The sequence below is a fragment of the Halodurantibacterium daqingense genome (assembly GCF_042666235.1).
In the GTDB taxonomy this organism is placed as follows: domain Bacteria; phylum Pseudomonadota; class Alphaproteobacteria; order Rhodobacterales; family Rhodobacteraceae; genus Halodurantibacterium; species Halodurantibacterium daqingensis.
This window is the reverse complement of record NZ_JBHTFQ010000001.1, coordinates 534,028-549,393: the sequence shown is the minus strand read 5'-3', so window position 1 is coordinate 549,393 and position 15,366 is coordinate 534,028. Positions and strand designations below refer to the sequence as shown.

20 protein-coding genes are annotated in these 15,366 nt (G+C 65.6%); 5 read left to right on the top strand and 15 right to left on the bottom strand.

The window, feature by feature from the left end; genetic code table 11:
• Positions 1–4: 4 nt before the first annotated feature.
• Positions 5–775, bottom strand: coding sequence for a sulfite exporter TauE/SafE family protein (locus ACFQXB_RS02775; RefSeq protein ID WP_377398741.1), 771 nt, complete (start codon positions 773–775; stop codon positions 5–7).
• A 356-nt stretch (positions 776–1,131) separates the two neighbouring features.
• Positions 1,132–1,869: a DNA repair protein RecO gene (gene recO, locus ACFQXB_RS02770; protein ID WP_377398738.1), complete on the bottom strand. Its 738-nt coding sequence runs from the start codon at positions 1,867–1,869 to the stop codon at positions 1,132–1,134.
• 217 nt (positions 1,870–2,086) lie between these two features.
• Between recO and ACFQXB_RS02765 the strand changes: the two genes are divergently transcribed.
• On the top strand, positions 2,087–2,788 hold the full coding sequence (locus ACFQXB_RS02765; RefSeq protein WP_377398735.1) for a Pr6Pr family membrane protein: 702 nt from the start codon (positions 2,087–2,089) through the stop codon (positions 2,786–2,788).
• Here ACFQXB_RS02765 and ACFQXB_RS02760 read toward each other — a convergent pair.
• From ACFQXB_RS02760 to folK, 10 genes are all read right to left on the bottom strand, one after another.
• Positions 2,704–3,036, bottom strand: a complete 333-nt coding sequence (locus tag ACFQXB_RS02760) for a DUF1491 family protein (RefSeq protein ID WP_377398732.1) — start codon at positions 3,034–3,036, stop codon at positions 2,704–2,706. The genes ACFQXB_RS02765 and ACFQXB_RS02760 overlap by 85 nt on opposite strands.
• Positions 3,037–3,948: a GTPase Era gene (gene era, locus ACFQXB_RS02755; protein WP_377398729.1), complete on the bottom strand. Its 912-nt coding sequence runs from the start codon at positions 3,946–3,948 to the stop codon at positions 3,037–3,039. It abuts the gene before it with no gap.
• Entirely contained in the window at positions 3,941–4,630 is a 690-nt protein-coding gene (gene rnc / locus ACFQXB_RS02750) for a ribonuclease III (protein WP_377398726.1), read from the bottom strand. Before rnc ends, era begins: the two co-directional genes overlap by 8 nt.
• The gene (gene lepB, locus ACFQXB_RS02745) at positions 4,627–5,415 is read right to left on the bottom strand and encodes a signal peptidase I (protein WP_377398723.1); all 789 of its coding nucleotides are present in this window, start codon (positions 5,413–5,415) and stop codon (positions 4,627–4,629) included. Before lepB ends, rnc begins: the two co-directional genes overlap by 4 nt.
• 53 nt (positions 5,416–5,468) lie before the next feature.
• Complete coding sequence (gene acpS / locus ACFQXB_RS02740; protein ID WP_377398720.1) at positions 5,469–5,870, bottom strand: holo-ACP synthase; 402 nt, start codon at positions 5,868–5,870, stop codon at positions 5,469–5,471.
• Positions 5,867–6,628, bottom strand: a complete 762-nt coding sequence (locus ACFQXB_RS02735; RefSeq protein ID WP_377398717.1) for a pyridoxine 5'-phosphate synthase — start codon at positions 6,626–6,628, stop codon at positions 5,867–5,869. The genes acpS and ACFQXB_RS02735 overlap by 4 nt, the downstream gene beginning before the upstream one ends.
• A gap of 4 nt (positions 6,629–6,632) precedes the next feature.
• Positions 6,633–7,286: a DUF2062 domain-containing protein gene (locus ACFQXB_RS02730; RefSeq protein WP_377398714.1), complete on the bottom strand. Its 654-nt coding sequence runs from the start codon at positions 7,284–7,286 to the stop codon at positions 6,633–6,635.
• A 63-nt stretch (positions 7,287–7,349) separates the two neighbouring features.
• A complete protein-coding gene (locus ACFQXB_RS02725; RefSeq protein WP_377398711.1) occupies positions 7,350–9,470 on the bottom strand; it encodes a RelA/SpoT family protein in 2,121 nt (706 codons plus the stop codon).
• Between the two features lie 37 nt (positions 9,471–9,507).
• Positions 9,508–9,861, bottom strand: coding sequence for a DNA-directed RNA polymerase subunit omega (gene rpoZ / locus ACFQXB_RS02720; RefSeq protein WP_377398708.1), 354 nt, complete (start codon positions 9,859–9,861; stop codon positions 9,508–9,510).
• Between the two features lie 81 nt (positions 9,862–9,942).
• Positions 9,943–10,539, bottom strand: a complete 597-nt coding sequence (gene folK, locus ACFQXB_RS02715; RefSeq protein ID WP_377398705.1) for a 2-amino-4-hydroxy-6-hydroxymethyldihydropteridine diphosphokinase — start codon at positions 10,537–10,539, stop codon at positions 9,943–9,945.
• A gap of 118 nt (positions 10,540–10,657) precedes the next feature.
• On the opposite strand from folK, the gene ACFQXB_RS02710 reads away from it, so the two are divergent.
• From ACFQXB_RS02710 to ACFQXB_RS02695, 4 genes are all read left to right on the top strand, one after another.
• Positions 10,658–11,230 carry a LabA-like NYN domain-containing protein gene (locus ACFQXB_RS02710; RefSeq protein WP_377398702.1) on the top strand — a complete coding sequence of 191 codons (573 nt, stop codon included), beginning with the start codon at positions 10,658–10,660 and terminating at the stop codon, positions 11,228–11,230.
• Between the two features lie 100 nt (positions 11,231–11,330).
• Entirely contained in the window at positions 11,331–12,281 is a 951-nt protein-coding gene (ispH, locus tag ACFQXB_RS02705; protein WP_377398699.1) for a 4-hydroxy-3-methylbut-2-enyl diphosphate reductase, read from the top strand.
• The gene (rnhA, locus tag ACFQXB_RS02700; RefSeq protein ID WP_377398696.1) at positions 12,278–12,745 is read left to right on the top strand and encodes a ribonuclease HI; all 468 of its coding nucleotides are present in this window, start codon (positions 12,278–12,280) and stop codon (positions 12,743–12,745) included. Before ispH ends, rnhA begins: the two co-directional genes overlap by 4 nt.
• The gene (locus ACFQXB_RS02695; RefSeq protein ID WP_377398693.1) at positions 12,742–13,365 is read left to right on the top strand and encodes a trimeric intracellular cation channel family protein; all 624 of its coding nucleotides are present in this window, start codon (positions 12,742–12,744) and stop codon (positions 13,363–13,365) included. The genes rnhA and ACFQXB_RS02695 overlap by 4 nt, the downstream gene beginning before the upstream one ends.
• Here ACFQXB_RS02695 and fmt read toward each other — a convergent pair.
• Genes fmt through def (ACFQXB_RS02680) form a run of 3 tightly spaced genes read right to left on the bottom strand, consistent with a single transcriptional unit; the run spans position 13,362 to position 15,321 of the window.
• Positions 13,362–14,303: a methionyl-tRNA formyltransferase gene (fmt, locus tag ACFQXB_RS02690; protein ID WP_377398690.1), complete on the bottom strand. Its 942-nt coding sequence runs from the start codon at positions 14,301–14,303 to the stop codon at positions 13,362–13,364. The genes ACFQXB_RS02695 and fmt overlap by 4 nt on opposite strands.
• The gene (def, locus tag ACFQXB_RS02685) at positions 14,300–14,803 is read right to left on the bottom strand and encodes a peptide deformylase (RefSeq protein ID WP_377398687.1); all 504 of its coding nucleotides are present in this window, start codon (positions 14,801–14,803) and stop codon (positions 14,300–14,302) included. Before def (ACFQXB_RS02685) ends, fmt begins: the two co-directional genes overlap by 4 nt.
• The gene (gene def / locus ACFQXB_RS02680) at positions 14,800–15,321 is read right to left on the bottom strand and encodes a peptide deformylase (protein WP_377398684.1); all 522 of its coding nucleotides are present in this window, start codon (positions 15,319–15,321) and stop codon (positions 14,800–14,802) included. Before def (ACFQXB_RS02680) ends, def (ACFQXB_RS02685) begins: the two co-directional genes overlap by 4 nt.
• Between the last annotated feature and the right edge of the window lie 45 nt (positions 15,322–15,366).

Here is a 15,366-nt window from a genome sequence, read left to right as displayed (position 1 = left end):
CGGCTCAGATCTCCAGCGCGCGGCGGATCAGATTCAGCCCCGTGAGGGCCAGGACCACAAGTGTCCAGCGACGGAAGCGCAGCGCGTCAAGCCGGTCCTGGACGCCGTAGCCCAGCCAGAGCCCCAGCATGCCCGGAACGACCAGCAGGGCGGAAAACGGCACGGTCACCGCGTTCATCACCCCCGATTGCAGATGCGCGAGCAGAAGCACCACAGCTCCGATCAGGAAGATGACCCCCTGGACACGCACCGTCTCGGCCTTCTCCGCGCCGATTGAAATCAGGTAGACCAGAACCGGCGGCCCCCAGACACCCGAGATCCCGCCATAAAGCCCGCCGATGATCCCGGTCATGTACTCGGCCCTTGCCCGATGCTCGACCCGGAAACGCAGGTTCCGCCCCATGAGCTGTGTCACCGCGAACAGCACGATCGGCACACCGAGAATCATGTACATCGCCGCGGCGGGAATCATCAGCACGAATTGCGCGCTGACGATGATGAACAGCGCGATCATTGCGATCATGCGTCGATAGGCGACCACGGAGTGCCAGGCCGCTGCCGGACCCTGCCGGAACGCCTGGCTGATGTTGGTGACGAGCGTGGGCAGGATCAGTGCCGCCAGCGCCAGTTCGGCCGGCATGAAGGATCCGAAGCCCGAGATCATGATCATCGGCATCGCGAACCCGACCGCTCCCTTCACGAATCCCCCGAACAGGGTCACAGCAACTGCGAGCCAGAAGGCCCAGGGCTCCAGCCCGCCCATGAAGAAATCCATGCCTCATCTCCTGTTTGCCGCTGCTTATAGCGACTCGCTCGAGAGGCGACAGGGCGAATTTCTGCGGCACCCGGGAGGCCGCGCACCATGCCGCCAGTGCTAAGTGGTGCCGTCTCCGCCGCAGTTCGGACAGGCGCCCGTTCGGCCGCTGGCCGGAAGATACCGCCGCCTGGCGCCGAGGCGGCCGTTTCCCGCCGGCCGTCCTGCCCCAGCCTCGGTGTCGAACACCAGGCGGCGGCGGGGTGTCAGCGCGCCCGCCGATCAGGACGCGTGAGCTGCGCTTGCCGCGGTGCCCTGCAGCCTGGACACGCCACAGCGACCGCCGTGGCACGACGGCTTGCATGACGAACCGCCTGTCATTCGCCGCGCATCATCGGCCGCGACAGCAGATCCGCAAGACGGTGCCGTGCCGCGGGCAGCGGCCGATCGCCCAGAGCCGGCGCCAGGCGATGTTCGAGAAAATGCCCGGTAAGCGCGAGGCCGGCGGCAAGTTCCGCACCCTCGGCCGGTCCCTGCCCCATCAGGCAGGCCGGCAGCGGCAAGAGGCGCGGCGCCCATTCCCCCGCGCCGTTCCGGCTCACCGCCCTGCCGGTGCGCGGCGAAACATAGGCCAGATCGTCATGGCCGCCTGTCACTGCACACCGTGTCAGGTCCAGCCCGTAGCCCAGCTCCTCCAGCAGGCCCAGTTCCCAGCGCAGATAGGCGACGGGCCACGGCGCACCCTGAGAAATCAGGTCCAGCAGCGCTTCGGTGCCGGAATAAAGTGTCGGATGCGCCTCGCGCTCTGGCAAGGCAAAGGAAAGCAGCGCGCAGATCGCGGACAGCCCCGCAAGGGCCGTTCGATCACCCAGGATCATCGGAGCGCGCGCACGCACGGGTTCAACGGTAAAGGCGCCAAGATGATCCTCGAGCCGGGCGCGCCACGTCACGGAAAGCTGCGCACCTGGTTGAAGGATCGGAGCAAGACGCCGCCCGCCCCCGCCGCGCACGACGCCGGCGTGGCGCCCGTGGCTGGGCGTGAACATCTCGATGATTGCTGCCGTTTCACCATGCTTGCGCATGGCCAGCAGCACGCCCTGATCCTGCCATTCCATCGGCCCACTATGCGCGCCAATCCTGAAACGGCAAGTCTGCCCGATACCAAGGTCAAGCGCGCCGGATCCGGGTCGGGCGGGCGCGAGTGATCGTCATGCGGCTCTGCGCGCGCCGCTTCGGAACATGACGCCGCCTCTGGCCCTTAACCCTTGCGCAACTTGTCGGTTGAGACCCGCCGCGCCCTTGTCCATTCTGGCGGCGTTCAAGCGAGGCCCCATGACATCTGCCGACCGCCAGCCCCTGCCCGCCCCCGCGCGGGCCTGCGCCGCCCTTTTGGCCGGGGTTGGCGGCTGCGGCTTTGGGCTGCTGCTTCTGGCGCTGGAGGCAGCCGGGCATCCGGCCGGCTTGTTGGGGCGGCTCTGGTGGCTGCTTGGCTTCTATACGGTTCTCGCCAATCTTGCCCTCGCCATCCTGATGCTGCGGGCCGCATTCGGCGCCCCGGTTTCGGCGCGGCAGGCGGGTGGGGTCACCCTGTCGATGCTGGTGGTCAGCACCGTCTATCACTTTGCACTGCGATCGCTCTGGGATCCGGAGGGGCTGCAGTGGCTTGCCGATCTGATCCTGCACAGCCTGACGCCGGCCTTCGCGCTTGGCTGGTGGATGCTGTTCGCTCCGAAAGACGGGCTGGGGCTGCGCGATCTTGGCGCATGGCTTGTCTGGCCGCTCGCCTACGCGATCTACATGTTCCTGCGTGCCCTGCTGACCGGGTTCGCCCCCTATCCGTTTCTGGATCCCGCCGCGCTTGGCTGGACTGTGACACTGCCCGCCGCCCTTCTGGCCGGCACATTCGTCGGGATGGGGCTGGGGCTGATCGGCCTGTCACGAATCCTGCCTCAGTCGCCGAGGCCGGGTTCGTCCAGCAGCGTGCGCCCGGCACGATCCTCAAGCTCCAGCAGCCAGAGATCAGGGTCGCGCTGACGCTGGCGGGCCAGGGCCGCATCAACGGCCTCCTCGGCGCCTTCGGCAAATACCATCCAGCACCGCGCCCCCGTCATCGGATCAAAGCTGCGCTGCCAGGCCCGGGCCTGCCCGTCCAGCGTGGCCACCTTCACCAGAACCGCACCTGCAGTTTCATCGCCCCGCGCCGTGACATATGCCGGGATAGTCGCCAGCCGCAGCCGGGCAAGATAGGCCTGCACCCAGAACCCGGCCGTCAGACGCGCCACTCAGTTCCCGTCCTTGAAATCCAGCCCCATTTCCGAATACCGCTCGGATTCCTCCAACCAGTTCGGGCGCACCTTGACCTGCAGGAACAGATGCACCGGGCGGCCCAAAAACTCGGCCATCTCGGCGCGCGCGGCCTGGCTGATGGCCTTGATCGTTTCGCCGCGATTGCCCAGCACGATGCCCTTGTGGCCGTCACGCATCACGTAGATCAGCTGGTCGATCCGGGTCGAGCCATCGGGGCGATCTTCCCATTTTTCGGTCTCGACGGTCAGCTGATAGGGCAGCTCCTCGTGCAGGCGCAAGGTCAGCTTTTCGCGGGTGATCTCGGCGGCGATCATGCGCATGGGCAGATCGGCGATCTGGTCCTCGGGATAAAGCCAGGGACCCTCGGGCAGGGCCGCAGCCAGCCATTCCCGCAGATCAGAAACCCCATGGCCGCGTTCCGCCGAAATCATGAAGGTCTTTTCGAAAGGGAAGGCCTCGTTGAGCTTCTGGGCAAGACCCAGCAGCACCTCGGCCTGCACCCGGTCGATCTTGTTGATCGCCAGCGCCACCGGACGTTCGCCCACGCGTTCGCGCAGCGCGTCGATGATCGCCTGGGTGCCCTCGGTCAGGCCGCGATGCGCCTCGACCATCAGAACGACGATATCGGCGTCGGCAGCCCCACCCCAGGCGGCAGCGACCATCGCCCGGTCCAGCCGGCGGCGCGGACGGAAAAGGCCGGGCGTATCGACAAAGACGATCTGCGTCTGGCCCTCCATGGCAACGCCCCGGATCCGGGCGCGCGTGGTCTGCACCTTGTGCGTGACGATCGAGACCTTTGCCCCGACCATCCGGTTGAGCAGCGTGGACTTGCCCGCGTTGGGCTCTCCGATCAGGGCGACAAAGCCGGCCCGGGTGGTCTCAGTCATCCTTGTTCTCCATCCGCGCCAGAAGCGCCTTTGCGGCGGCCTGTTCGGCCTGACGCTTGGCCCCCGCACTCGCCTGTTCCATCTCGCCAGAGGCAAGCCGCGCCTCGACCGTGAACACAGGCGCATGATCGGGCCCCGAGCGCGCAATTTCAACGTAAACCGGCGGCGGCAGGCCCCGACCCTGCGCCCACTCCTGCAGCGCAGTCTTGGCGTCGCGGGCATCCGCCTCGACCTGGCCGACCCGGTCACCCCAGATCCGCAGCACCAGGGCACGCGCCGCCTCGAAACCCGCATCGACATAGACGGCGGCGATCACCGCCTCCATCGCATCGCCCAGCAATGCTTCCTTGCGCCGCCCGCCCGACATCATTTCGGACCGGCCCAGCTTGAGCACCTCGCCCAGACCCACCTCGCGCGCCACGGCCGCGCAGGTTTCCTTGCGCACCAACGCATTGAAGCGCGGGGCAAGCTGCCCCTCGGTTGCGCGAGTATCTGCCGCCAACAGGGCCTCGGCCAGAACAAGGCCCAGCACCCGGTCGCCCAGAAACTCCAGCCGCTGGTTGTCGGGCCGGGTCGGCGACGACAGCGAGGCATGCGTCACCGCCTGAACCAGAAGCCCGGCATCGGCAAAATGATGGCCGATACGGTCCTGGAACGCACGAAGATCGGCCGCCAGTTTCACTCGACCGCCTTGAAGAACCGGTCGGAGCGCCAGGTCCAGAAATACAGCATCGAGCGGCCGGCCGAGGAAAAGACGATCCGGTCCGCGCGGCCGATCAGGTTTTCGAAGGGCACGAAGCCCACGCCGCCGACGGCCTGGGCCACGCGGCTGTCCTGGCTGTTGTCGCGATTGTCGCCGACAAAGAAGAAATGCCCCTCGGGCACGGTGAACAGCGGCGTGTTGTCGGCCGCGCCACGTTCGTCGATATTGAGGATATTGTGGCTGCGCCCGCCCGGAAGGGTTTCACGGAACCGCGACTTGACGCAGATGCCGCCTTCACCGACGGGGCTGTTCTCACAGCGCGGATGGGTGCCCAGCGGGCCCTGGCGCTCGAAGACTTCTTCGAACTGGCCGGCAGGTTCTTGCGGCACCGGCTCGCCGTTCAGGATCATCACGCCGTCGCGCATCTGCACGGTATCGCCGGGCAACGCCACCAGACGCTTGATGTAATCTGCCCCCGACACCGGATGGCGGAATACCACCACATCCCCACGCTCGGGCTCCGAACCCAGGATGCGGCCGGTGATCGGGCAGATGGCAAAGGGACAGGAATAGCGGGAATAGCCATAGGCCATCTTGTTGACGAACAGGAAATCGCCGATCAGCAGCGTGTCCTTCATCGACCCCGACGGGATCCAGAACGGCTGGAAGAACAGGGTGCGGAAAACGCCTGCGATCAGCAGCGCATACACGACCGTCTTTATGGTCTCGACAATGCCATTGTCGCTGCCTGCCTTGCTTGCCATGGAACGTCCTGCCTGTTGTGATGGGGGCTTCATGCGGCGCGGGGCGCGGGGAGTCAAGCTGAAGGCCGGGCCTCGATCACCACGAAGGCCTGCGCCCAGGGGTGATCATCGGTCAATGTCACGTGAACGATTGCCTCATGGCCCGGCGGGGTCATTGCAGCCAGCCGGTCCGCAGCCCAGCCCGTCAGATGCATGACCGGTTGCCCGCTGCGAAGATTGCTGACGCCCATGTCCTTCCAGGAAATCCCCATGGCAAGCCCGGTTCCCAGCGCCTTGGAACAGGCCTCCTTGGCCGCCCAGCGTTTTGCAAGGGTGCCGGCCTCGTCGGCGCGGCGCGCGGCCTTGCGCAACTCGATCTCGGTAAAGACACGCGCGCGGAACCGGTCGCCGAACCGCTCCAGCGTCGCGCGGATCCGGTCGATATTGGCCAGATCGGAACCGATGCTAAGGATCATGACGCCCGCGCCGCATCCATGCGCCGGCGCATCTCGGCGATGGCCGGAGCGAGGCCGGAAAAGATCGCCTCGCCAATAAGGAAATGCCCGATGTTGAGTTCAACCACATCTGGCAGCGCGGCGATCGGGCCCACCGTGTCGTAGCTCAGCCCGTGGCCGGCATGAACCTCGAGCCCCAGCGCGTGCGCATGGGCGGCCATGTCGCGCAGCCGCGCGAATTCGGCGTCCCGCGCCACGAACTGGCCTTCGGCATGCAGATCGCAATAGGCGCCGGTATGCAGTTCGACCACAGCCGCACCGATCCGCGCCGCGGCGTCGATCTGGTTCGGGTCCGCCCCGATGAAGATCGACACGCGGCACCCGGCATCGCGCAAGGGGGCGATGAACTGCGCAAGGCGCGCCTCGTCGCGCGCCACTTCAAGCCCGCCCTCTGTCGTCCGCTCTTCACGCCGCTCGGGCACGAGGCAGACAGCATGCGGTCGGTGGCGCAGGGCGATCGCCTGCATTTCCTCGGTGGCCGCCATCTCGAAATTCAGCGGCAGGCTCAGCGCCTCCATCAGCGCCGCGATGTCGCGGTCGGTGATGTGGCGCCGGTCCTCGCGCAGATGGGCGGTGATGCCATCGGCGCCCGCTTCCGCCGCCAGTCGGGCGGCGCGGACAGGATCGGGCCAGGTGCCGCCCCGCGCGTTGCGCACCGTGGCCACGTGGTCGATGTTAACCCCCAGCCTCAGGGGGGCGGCGGGCGTCTGCTGGGTCATTGCCTCACTCCGATTTGGGCGGCGTCTCGTGCTCAACCTGCTCCACATGGGCGGGATCGGCAAGCTGTGGATCCTGCGCTGCAATCGCTTCGCGCAGCTTGTCGATCCGTTCGCGCAGCTTTTTCTTCCGGCGTTTCTGATAGGCGCCGATGACCGGCAGGCTCAGGTAATAGCAGGCAAGGCCGGAAATGATCCCGGGAAGGATACCGCCGATCAGATAGGGCAGGAACACGCGCCAGAAGAAGCGCGAAAGATTGTCCCAGTTTGCGACATCGTCGGTCACGGTGGCCTGCACATTGTGCCAGAATTCGACCGAGGCGCGGGCAAAGGCCGCCACCACCTGCGGCAGCGGCATCATGCCCGAATTCCCCAGCATCCAGTTCCCGAGCTCGATCGAAACGGTCATGATGATCGGGAAGGTCAGCGGATTGCCGAAGAACGTTGCCATCAGCGCCGCGATGATGTTCCCGCGCAGGGCCCAGGCCACCAGTGCCGCCAGAATGAAGTGAAACCCGAACAGCGGCGAAAACGACACCAGCACACCGGCAAAGATGCCCCGCGCGATCCGGTGCGGCGCATCGGGCAGACGTCCGAGCCGGTGGCGCATGTAGCTGAGCGCCCGGCGCCAGCCACCGCGCGGGTAGAAGAACTCGGTCACGGCCCGTCCCCAGGAGCGTTTGGTGCGCCGTCTGAAAACCAAGCTGTCCCCTTTCCGGCCCGGTCAGGGCTTTCTGCTCAGATCCCGGTGGCGCGACAGTTGCGCCACATCGCTTTCGGCCTCCAACGCCGTCATGACCGCGTGCAGATGTTCGACATCCCGCACATCCACCTCGATCAGCAGCCGGTAGTAGTCGGGCTTGCGATCAACAAAATGCAGATCCGAGATATTGGCCTTCTGCTCGCCTATCAAGGTGCATACCCGACCCAGCACGCCCGTGTCGTTGCTGATCGTCACATCCAGCGTCACCGTATGTGCGACGGGATGTCGCCCCCCCTGCCAGTGCAGATCGACCCAGCGTTCGGGCTGCTCCTCGAATTCCTCGAGGGCTGCGCAATCGATGGCATGGACCACGACGCCCTGCCCCCGATAGGTGATGCCGACGATCCGTTCGCCCGGCACGGGCTGACAGCAACTGGCACGGCGGAAGGATTGTTCGGGCGAGAGTCCCACCACCGGGCGCTTGGCGTCCACCTCGTCGGGGCGGCTGGCCGCCAGCTCGGGGTAAAGTGTCTCGATCACGCGGCGGGCGGTGATTTCGGCACTGCCCAGCCGCGCGAGCAGTTCGACCTCGTCCGCGAGGCCAAGCATCCTGGCGGCGGTGCGCAGGGCCTTGTCGCTCACCTTCTTGCCCACATGCTCAAAGGCAACCCGCGCCAGTTCCTGCCCCAACCGGATGAAGCGCTGGTTGTCCTCTTCGCGCAGGGAACGGCGGATCGCGGCCTTGGCACGGCCGGTAACCACGATGTCGATCCAGCTTGCCTGCGGGCGCTGCCCCTCGGCGGTGATGATCTCGACCGACTGCCCGTTCTTGAGCCGCGTCCAGAGCGGCACGCGCAGCCCGTCCACCTTGGCCGAGACGCAGGAATTGCCGATGCGCGTGTGGATCGCATAGGCGAAATCGAGCGGCGTCGCCCCGCGGGGAAGCTGGATCACATCGCCCTTGGGGGTGAAGCAGAAGACCTGATCGGAATACATTTCGAGCTTCACATGCTCGAGAAACTCGTCGTGATCCTCGGCCTGGTCGAACCGTTCGGTCAGGGTGGAGATCCATTTGGCGGGATCGACGGCAAAGGGGTTGGCGGTGCGCTCCCCGTCGCGATAGGCCCAATGTGCCGCAACGCCGGCCTCGGCCACCTCATGCATCTGCCGTGTGCGGATCTGCACCTCGACCCGCTTGCCGTCGCGCCCCGAGACGGTCGTGTGAATGGATCGGTAGCCGTTCGACTTGGGCTGGCTGATGTAATCCTTGAACCGCCCCGGCACGGCCCGCCAGCGGGTATGGATCAGCCCCAGCACGCGGTAGCAATCCGCCACGTCACGGGTGATGACCCGAAATCCGTAGATGTCGGAGAGACGGGAAAACCCCAGCTCCTTCTCCTTCATCTTGCGCCAGATCGAATAGGGCTTCTTGGCGCGCCCATAGACGTCGGCCTCGATCCCGGCCTTTTCCAGTTCAACGCGGATATCGTTGGTGATCTTGTGCACCACATCGCCGGTTTCACGCTGCAGCGTGATGAAGCGGCGGATGATCGAGTTGCGCGCCTCGGGGTTCAGCACCCGGAACGACAGATCTTCAAGCTCCTCACGCATCCACTGCATGCCCATCCGGCCGGCAAGGGGTGCGAAGATCTCCATCGTCTCGCGTGCCTTCTGCGCCTGCTTTTCCGGGTGCATGGACTTGATGGTGCGCATGCTGTGAAGGCGGTCCGCCAGCTTGACCAGGATCACCCGCAGGTCACGCGACATGGCGATCAGAAGCTTGCGCATGTTCTCGGCCTGCTTGGCCTCGGAACTGGAAAGCTGCAGATTGGTCAGTTTGGTGACGCCATCCACCAGATCGGCGATCTCGCTTCCGAAAAGCTCGGAAATCGCGCCCCAGGTCGATTTGGTATCTTCGATCGTGTCGTGCAGAAGCGCGGTCACGATCGTGGCATCATCCAGCCGCATCTCGGTCAGGATGGCGGCAACGGCAACGGGATGGGTAAAATAGGGCTCGCCCGAGTGGCGCTTCTGCCCTTCGTGCATCTGCGCGCCATAGGCATAGGCGCGGCGGATCAGGCCTTCATTGGTACGCGGATTGTAGTTGCGGACCAGGGCGATCAGGTCTTCGACGTCGATCATCTGGGCCGCATCCTGTCCGGGCGCCGAAGGCGCGCCCTCAGCCCTGCCCCTGTGCTTCCATCAGCGCGCGAAGCAGCTTTTCCTCGGACATGTCGTCCTGGGCGGGCCGGTCGGGCTCAGATCCCATGAGAAGCGCCATCTGGTCGTCCTCGGGCTCGTCCACCTCGATCTGGGTCTGGTTGCTTTCGATAAGACGTTCGCGCAGCGCCTCGGCCGATTGGGTTTCCTCGGCAATTTCGCGCAGGGCAACGACGGGGTTCTTGTCGTTGTCGCGGTCAACCGTGATGGGGCTGCCAGCGGCGATCTCCCGGGCGCGGTGCGCGGCGAGCATTACCAGTTCGAACCGGTTCGGGACTTTGTCAACGCAATCTTCGACCGTCACGCGGGCCATGGGCGACTCCAGTTGCTGGGCGTTATGGAAAAGCCCTTTTAGGGACTCGCTTCTGCCTTGACAAGCGAAGAATCCGGCGCTTCACGGCTGCGGGAGCATCCGCACCTCGGCACGATCCGTCGCAGGGAGGGCCGCAAGCATCTGCGCCACGGTTGCACCGATGACCGGATGGCGCCAACCGGGTGCAACATCGGCCAGCGGAACCAGCACGAAGGCGCGCTCCTGCATCCTGGGATGCGGCAGAATCAGCCGGTCCGGCGCGCAGCGTTGCTGATCTTCGGGCGTCAGCCCGCGCCAATGGGCCCATACATCCCGATCGGGCAGAACCCGATCCCCGCAGGCGATCAGATCCAGATCAATGGTGCGCATTCCCCAGCGTCCGGCGCGCATCCGGCCCAGATCCTGCTCGATCGCATGCAGCCGCTGCAACATGTCCTCGGGCCGGATCTGCGCCTCGATCCAGACGGCGGCATTGACGTAATCCGGCCCCGCGCCGGCGGGAAAGCAGGGTGTTGCATAAAGCGCACTTGGTCTCACGCGCGTTGCGATATCGCCCAAGCGGCGAATCGCTTCCTGAACAAGCTCGGCCGCCCCGAGATCCTGCCACGGCTGGTTCGAACCGATCGCGATCAGGAATGTGGGATTTGTAATACCGATTTTCGTGTTAGATATTGTCATTCGATCTTGCGACACCCGAAACTTTGCCTAGTGTACCGCACGTCCTGCCAATTCCGCATCGACAAACGCCACTCACGGTCATTGTTTGGCAGACTTTGCCACTCTGGAAGGGTTACCTATGTTTTACAAGGATGAACGGCTTGCGCTGTTTATCGATGGTTCGAATCTTTATGCTGCGGCAAAGGCCCTGGGGTTCGACATTGATTACAAGCTGCTGCGTCAGGAATTCATGCGGCGCGGTAAGCTGTTGCGCGCCTTTTACTACACGGCGCTGCTTGAGAACGACGAGTACTCGCCCATTCGCCCGCTGGTCGACTGGCTCCACTATAATGGGTTCTCGATGGTCACGAAACCGGCCAAGGAATATACCGACAGCCTTGGTCGCCGCAAGGTGAAGGGCAACATGGACATCGAACTGGCCGTCGATGCCATGGAACTTGCGCCGCGCGTCGATCACATCGTCCTGTTTTCCGGGGATGGCGATTTCCGTCCCCTGGTCGAGAGCCTTCAGCGTCAGGGTGTAAGGGTGTCGGTGGTCTCGACCATCCGCAGCCAGCCGCCGATGATCGCGGACGAACTGCGCCGCCAGGCGGACAATTTCATCGAGCTTGACGAGCTGCGCGATGTGATTGGCCGCCCGCCGCGCGAACCCCGTCAAGAACGCGACGACGCGGAGACAAGCGATCACTGACCGCTTGCGGCGGGGCCAGAACGGCCCCGCGCGCCTGACTGCTCTGGACGCGCGGCACGGTTCGTCTTACCTCAGACCCCAGCCCACAGCCGGAACCGCCATGACCAGACCCAACCTCACCCTCTATCTTGCTGCGCCGCGCGGCTTTTGCGCCGGCGTTGATCGCGCCATCAAGATTGTCGAGATGGCGCTGCAGAAATGGGGGGCCCCTGTCTACGTGCGGCATGAGATCGTGCACAACAAATACGTGGTCGATGGGCTGCGGGCGCAGGGGGCGGTCTTCGTCGAGGAGCTTGACGACTGCCCCGATGACCGTCCGGTGATCTTTTCGGCGCATGGCGTGCCGAAGTCGGTTCCCGCCACCGCCGAGGCGCGCAACATGGTCTATGTCGATGCAACCTGCCCGCTGGTCAGCAAGGTGCATATCGAGGCCGAGCGCCACCACCAGAACGGGCTGCAGATGGTGATGATCGGGCATGCCGGCCACCCCGAAACGCTGGGCACCATGGGCCAGTTGCCCGAGGGAGAGGTGCTGCTGGTCGAAACGCCGGCGGATGTCGAAACCCTGACCGTCCGTGATCCATCGCGCCTTGCCTACATCACGCAGACAACGCTTTCGGTGGATGACACTGCGGAAATCGTCGCGGCACTGCAGGCACGGTTCCCCGCGATCGTCGGCCCGCACAAGGAAGATATCTGCTATGCCACGACCAATCGGCAGGCGGCGGTCAAGGAAATCGCCCCGCGGATCGACGCGCTTCTGGTGATCGGCGCGCCCAATTCATCGAATTCCCGTCGTCTGGTCGAGGTTGGCCGCGCCGCCGGCTGCGCCTATGCCCAGCTTGTGCAGCGCGCAGCCGATATCGACTGGCGGGCGCTGGAAGGCGCGCGGGCCGTGGGGCTGACGGCGGGTGCAAGCGCCCCCGAAGTGTTGGTCAACGAAGTTATCGACGCCTTCGCACAGAGGTTCGACCTGCGGCAGGAACTTGTCGAAACCGCGGTCGAGCGGGTCGAATTCAAGGTGCCGCGCGTGCTGCGGACCGGCGCATGACCGACCTGATTGCCTTCACCGATGGTGCCTGCAGCGGTAACCCCGGCCCCGGCGGCTGGGGCGTGCTGCTGACCGCGCGCGACGGCGACACCGTTCTCAAAGAGCGTGAACTCAGCGGCGGCGAGGCCCTGACCACCAACAACCGGATGGAGCTGATGGCAGCCATCATGGCGCTGGAAAGCCTCAGTCGGCCCTCGACCATCACCGTGGTGACCGACAGCGCCTATGTGAAGAACGGCATCACCGAATGGCTGTGGGGCTGGAAGCGCAAGGGCTGGAAAACCTCGACCAACAAGCCGGTAAAGAACGATGATCTCTGGCGGCGGCTGGATGCGGCGCGCGAACGCCACGAGGTCCGTTGGGAATGGATCAAGGGACATGCGGGACATCCGGAGAACGAGCGCGCCGACGCGCTGGCGCGGGCAGGCATGGCACCCTTCAAGCCGGCGCGGGCCGTGCCGTGACGCTGGTCCAGTTTCTTGATCATGCGGCGGTGCTGGTCTTTGCCCTCACCGGCGCCCTTGTGGCCAGCCGCGCCCAGCTGGATATCGTGGGCTTCATCTTCATCGCCTGCCTGACGGCCGTGGGCGGCGGAACGGTGCGCGACGTCATCCTCAACCGCGATGCCGTCTTCTGGGTGACCGAGCCTACTTTCATCGCCCTTGCCTCTGCGGCAGCGGTGCTGGTCTTCTTCACCGCGCATCTGCTGGAAAGCCGCTACCGCGCGCTTTTGTGGCTGGATGCCTGCGCGCTCGCAGTCGCGGTTCCGGCCGGGGTGGGGGTAGCGATCGGTATGGGGCAGCCCTGGCCGATCGTGCTGATCATGGGGGTTGTAACCGGCTGCCTTGGCGGGCTGATGCGCGACGTGGTCTGCAACGAAGTGCCGCTTGTCCTGAAGCAGGGCGAGCTTTACGTCACCTGTGCCTTCGCCGGGGCCGGCGCCGCGCTTGTCGTTCTGACCCTGACGGATGAGCCACGGTTCGCACTTCTGGCCTGTGCCTGCGTGGTCTTTGCGCTGCGCGCGGGCAGCCTTGCCTTCGGCTGGAGCCTGCCGGTCTATCGCAGCCGCCCCCCGCGCCATTAGGGCATGGGCCAAGGCCCTTGCGGACCAAGCCGCGTACCAGGTGGGATGGACAGGCCGCGCAGTATTTCGCTGACCGGCATCGGGCGCTTGCCCTCACGCTGCGCCACCGTCACTGCGACGGCACCGCTGCCGCAGGCAACCACCAGCGCCCCCTGCCCCGTCTCGACCACCTGCCCGGGCTCCCCTCCCGCAGATGCGGCAACACGGCTTTCCAGCAGCTTGATCCGCTCCTCGCCCAGCGTGCACCAGGCCCCGGGAAAGGGCGACAGGCCACGGATGCAGCGATCAACCTCCGCCGCCGGCTTGCGCCAGTCGATCCGCGCCTCGGCCTTGTCGATCTTGGCCGCATAGGTCACGCCATCCTCGGGTTGCGGTTCCGGCACCAGCCCATCGATCCGCCCCAAAGCCTCAAGCACCAGCCGCGCGCCCATGGCCGACAGCCGGTCATGCAGGGCGCCGGTGGTTTCCGTGGGTCCGATCGGCGTCGCCTCTCGCAGCAGCACCGGGCCGGTATCAAGCCCCGCCTCCATCTGCATGATGCAGATCCCGGTCTGGCTATCCCCGGCCAGAATGGCGCGATGGATCGGCGCCGCGCCCCGCCACCGCGGCAGCAGCGAGGCGTGGATGTTCAGGCAGCCATGGCGCGGCGCATCCAGAACCGGCTGCGGCAGGATCAGCCCATAGGCGACCACCACTGCCACATCAGCCCCAAGCGCCGCGAACGAGGCCTGCTCCTCGGGCGATTTCAGGCTGACCGGATGGCGCACCGGCAAGCCCAGCGCCTCGGCCCGCGCCTGAACCGCGCTGGGGCGCGGTTTCTTCCCCCGTCCCGCGGGGCGCGGCGGCTGGCAATAGACCGCGATCACCTCATGGGCCCTGTGCAGCGCATCCAGCACCGGAACCGAGAATTCGGGCGTGCCCATGAACACGACCTTCATCCGCGCCTCCGCAGCTTTTCGGCCTTGGCGATCAGCATCTTGCGCCTGAGCGGCTTGAGATGGTCGAAATACATCCGCCCCTGCAGATGGTCGATCTGGTGCTGCACGGATGTCGCCCAGAGACCGACGAAATCCCGCTCTTCGACTGCGCCCTCGGCATTCAGGAACCGCACCGTCACCGCGCGCGGGCGAGATATGACCGCGGACACCCCCGGAAGGTTCGGGCTTGCTTCCTCATGTTCGCGGAACTGAACCGAGGCGTGAAGGATCTCGGGGTTGGCCAATACGACCGCCTGCCCCCGCGCGTCGGAACAATCCACCACCGCCAGCTGCTGCATGACGCCGATCTGGGGTCCGGCAAGGCCATAGCCCGGCATGGCGTCCATCGTCTCGATCATGTCGGCCCAGATCGCGCGGATGTCATCGGTAATCGCTGCAACCGGCGCGGCGGCCGTCCGAAGCCGCACATCGGGCCAGGGCACGAAGGGCCGGATGGTCACGCCCGCGCCCGTTCGCGCTTCAGCTTTTCCATCTTGCGCGTGATCATCTGCCGTTTGAGCGGCTTGAGGTAATCGATGAACAGCCTGCCGTTCAGATGGTCGATCTCGTGCTGAACGCAGGTGGCCCAGAGCCCATCGAAGGTTTCTTCCTGCCAGGCCCCGTCAAGGTCAAGCCAGCGCACTCGCACCTCGGCCGGGCGCTCGACCTCGGCATATTGGTCCGGGATCGACAGGCAGCCTTCCTCATGGATGTTGCGCGCCTCCGAGGCCCAGGTGACCTCGGGGTTCACAAGCACCATCGGGCGCGGCGGTGCTTCCGGGTCCTTGACGCAATCCATCACCAGGATCCGGCTCATCACGCCGATCTGCGGCGCGGCAAGGCCGACGCCCGGGGCGTCATACATGGTTTCCAGCATGTCCGCCGCAAGCGCACGTACCGCGTCGGTGATTTCCGGCACGGGGTCGCAGACCTTCTTCAGGCGCGGGTCGGGGTGAATGAGGATCGGTCGCAGCGTCATGCAGCGGATTTACGGTGCAGGCGGCGCTGTTGCAAGGGCCCGCAT

Bases quoted from the DNA above. Each gene is read 5' to 3' on its own strand.
- ACFQXB_RS02775 (WP_377398741.1), bottom strand. From the start codon at position 775: ATGGATTTCTTCATGGGCGGGCTGGAGCCCTGGGCCTTCTGGCTCGCA.
- recO (WP_377398738.1), bottom strand. From the start codon at position 1,869: ATGGAATGGCAGGATCAGGGCGTGCTGCTGGCCATGCGCAAGCATGGT.
- ACFQXB_RS02765 (WP_377398735.1), top strand. From the start codon at position 2,087: ATGACATCTGCCGACCGCCAGCCCCTGCCCGCCCCCGCGCGGGCCTGC.
- era (WP_377398729.1), bottom strand. From the start codon at position 3,948: ATGACTGAGACCACCCGGGCCGGCTTTGTCGCCCTGATCGGAGAGCCC.
- lepB (WP_377398723.1), bottom strand. From the start codon at position 5,415: ATGGCAAGCAAGGCAGGCAGCGACAATGGCATTGTCGAGACCATAAAG.
- acpS (WP_377398720.1), bottom strand. From the start codon at position 5,870: ATGATCCTTAGCATCGGTTCCGATCTGGCCAATATCGACCGGATCCGC.
- ACFQXB_RS02735 (WP_377398717.1), bottom strand. From the start codon at position 6,628: ATGACCCAGCAGACGCCCGCCGCCCCCCTGAGGCTGGGGGTTAACATC.
- ACFQXB_RS02725 (WP_377398711.1), bottom strand. From the start codon at position 9,470: ATGATCGACGTCGAAGACCTGATCGCCCTGGTCCGCAACTACAATCCG.
- rpoZ (WP_377398708.1), bottom strand. From the start codon at position 9,861: ATGGCCCGCGTGACGGTCGAAGATTGCGTTGACAAAGTCCCGAACCGG.
- folK (WP_377398705.1), bottom strand. From the start codon at position 10,539: ATGACAATATCTAACACGAAAATCGGTATTACAAATCCCACATTCCTG.
- ACFQXB_RS02710 (WP_377398702.1), top strand. From the start codon at position 10,658: ATGTTTTACAAGGATGAACGGCTTGCGCTGTTTATCGATGGTTCGAAT.
- ispH (WP_377398699.1), top strand. From the start codon at position 11,331: ATGACCAGACCCAACCTCACCCTCTATCTTGCTGCGCCGCGCGGCTTT.
- rnhA (WP_377398696.1), top strand. From the start codon at position 12,278: ATGACCGACCTGATTGCCTTCACCGATGGTGCCTGCAGCGGTAACCCC.
- fmt (WP_377398690.1), bottom strand. From the start codon at position 14,303: ATGAAGGTCGTGTTCATGGGCACGCCCGAATTCTCGGTTCCGGTGCTG.
- def (WP_377398684.1), bottom strand. From the start codon at position 15,321: ATGACGCTGCGACCGATCCTCATTCACCCCGACCCGCGCCTGAAGAAG.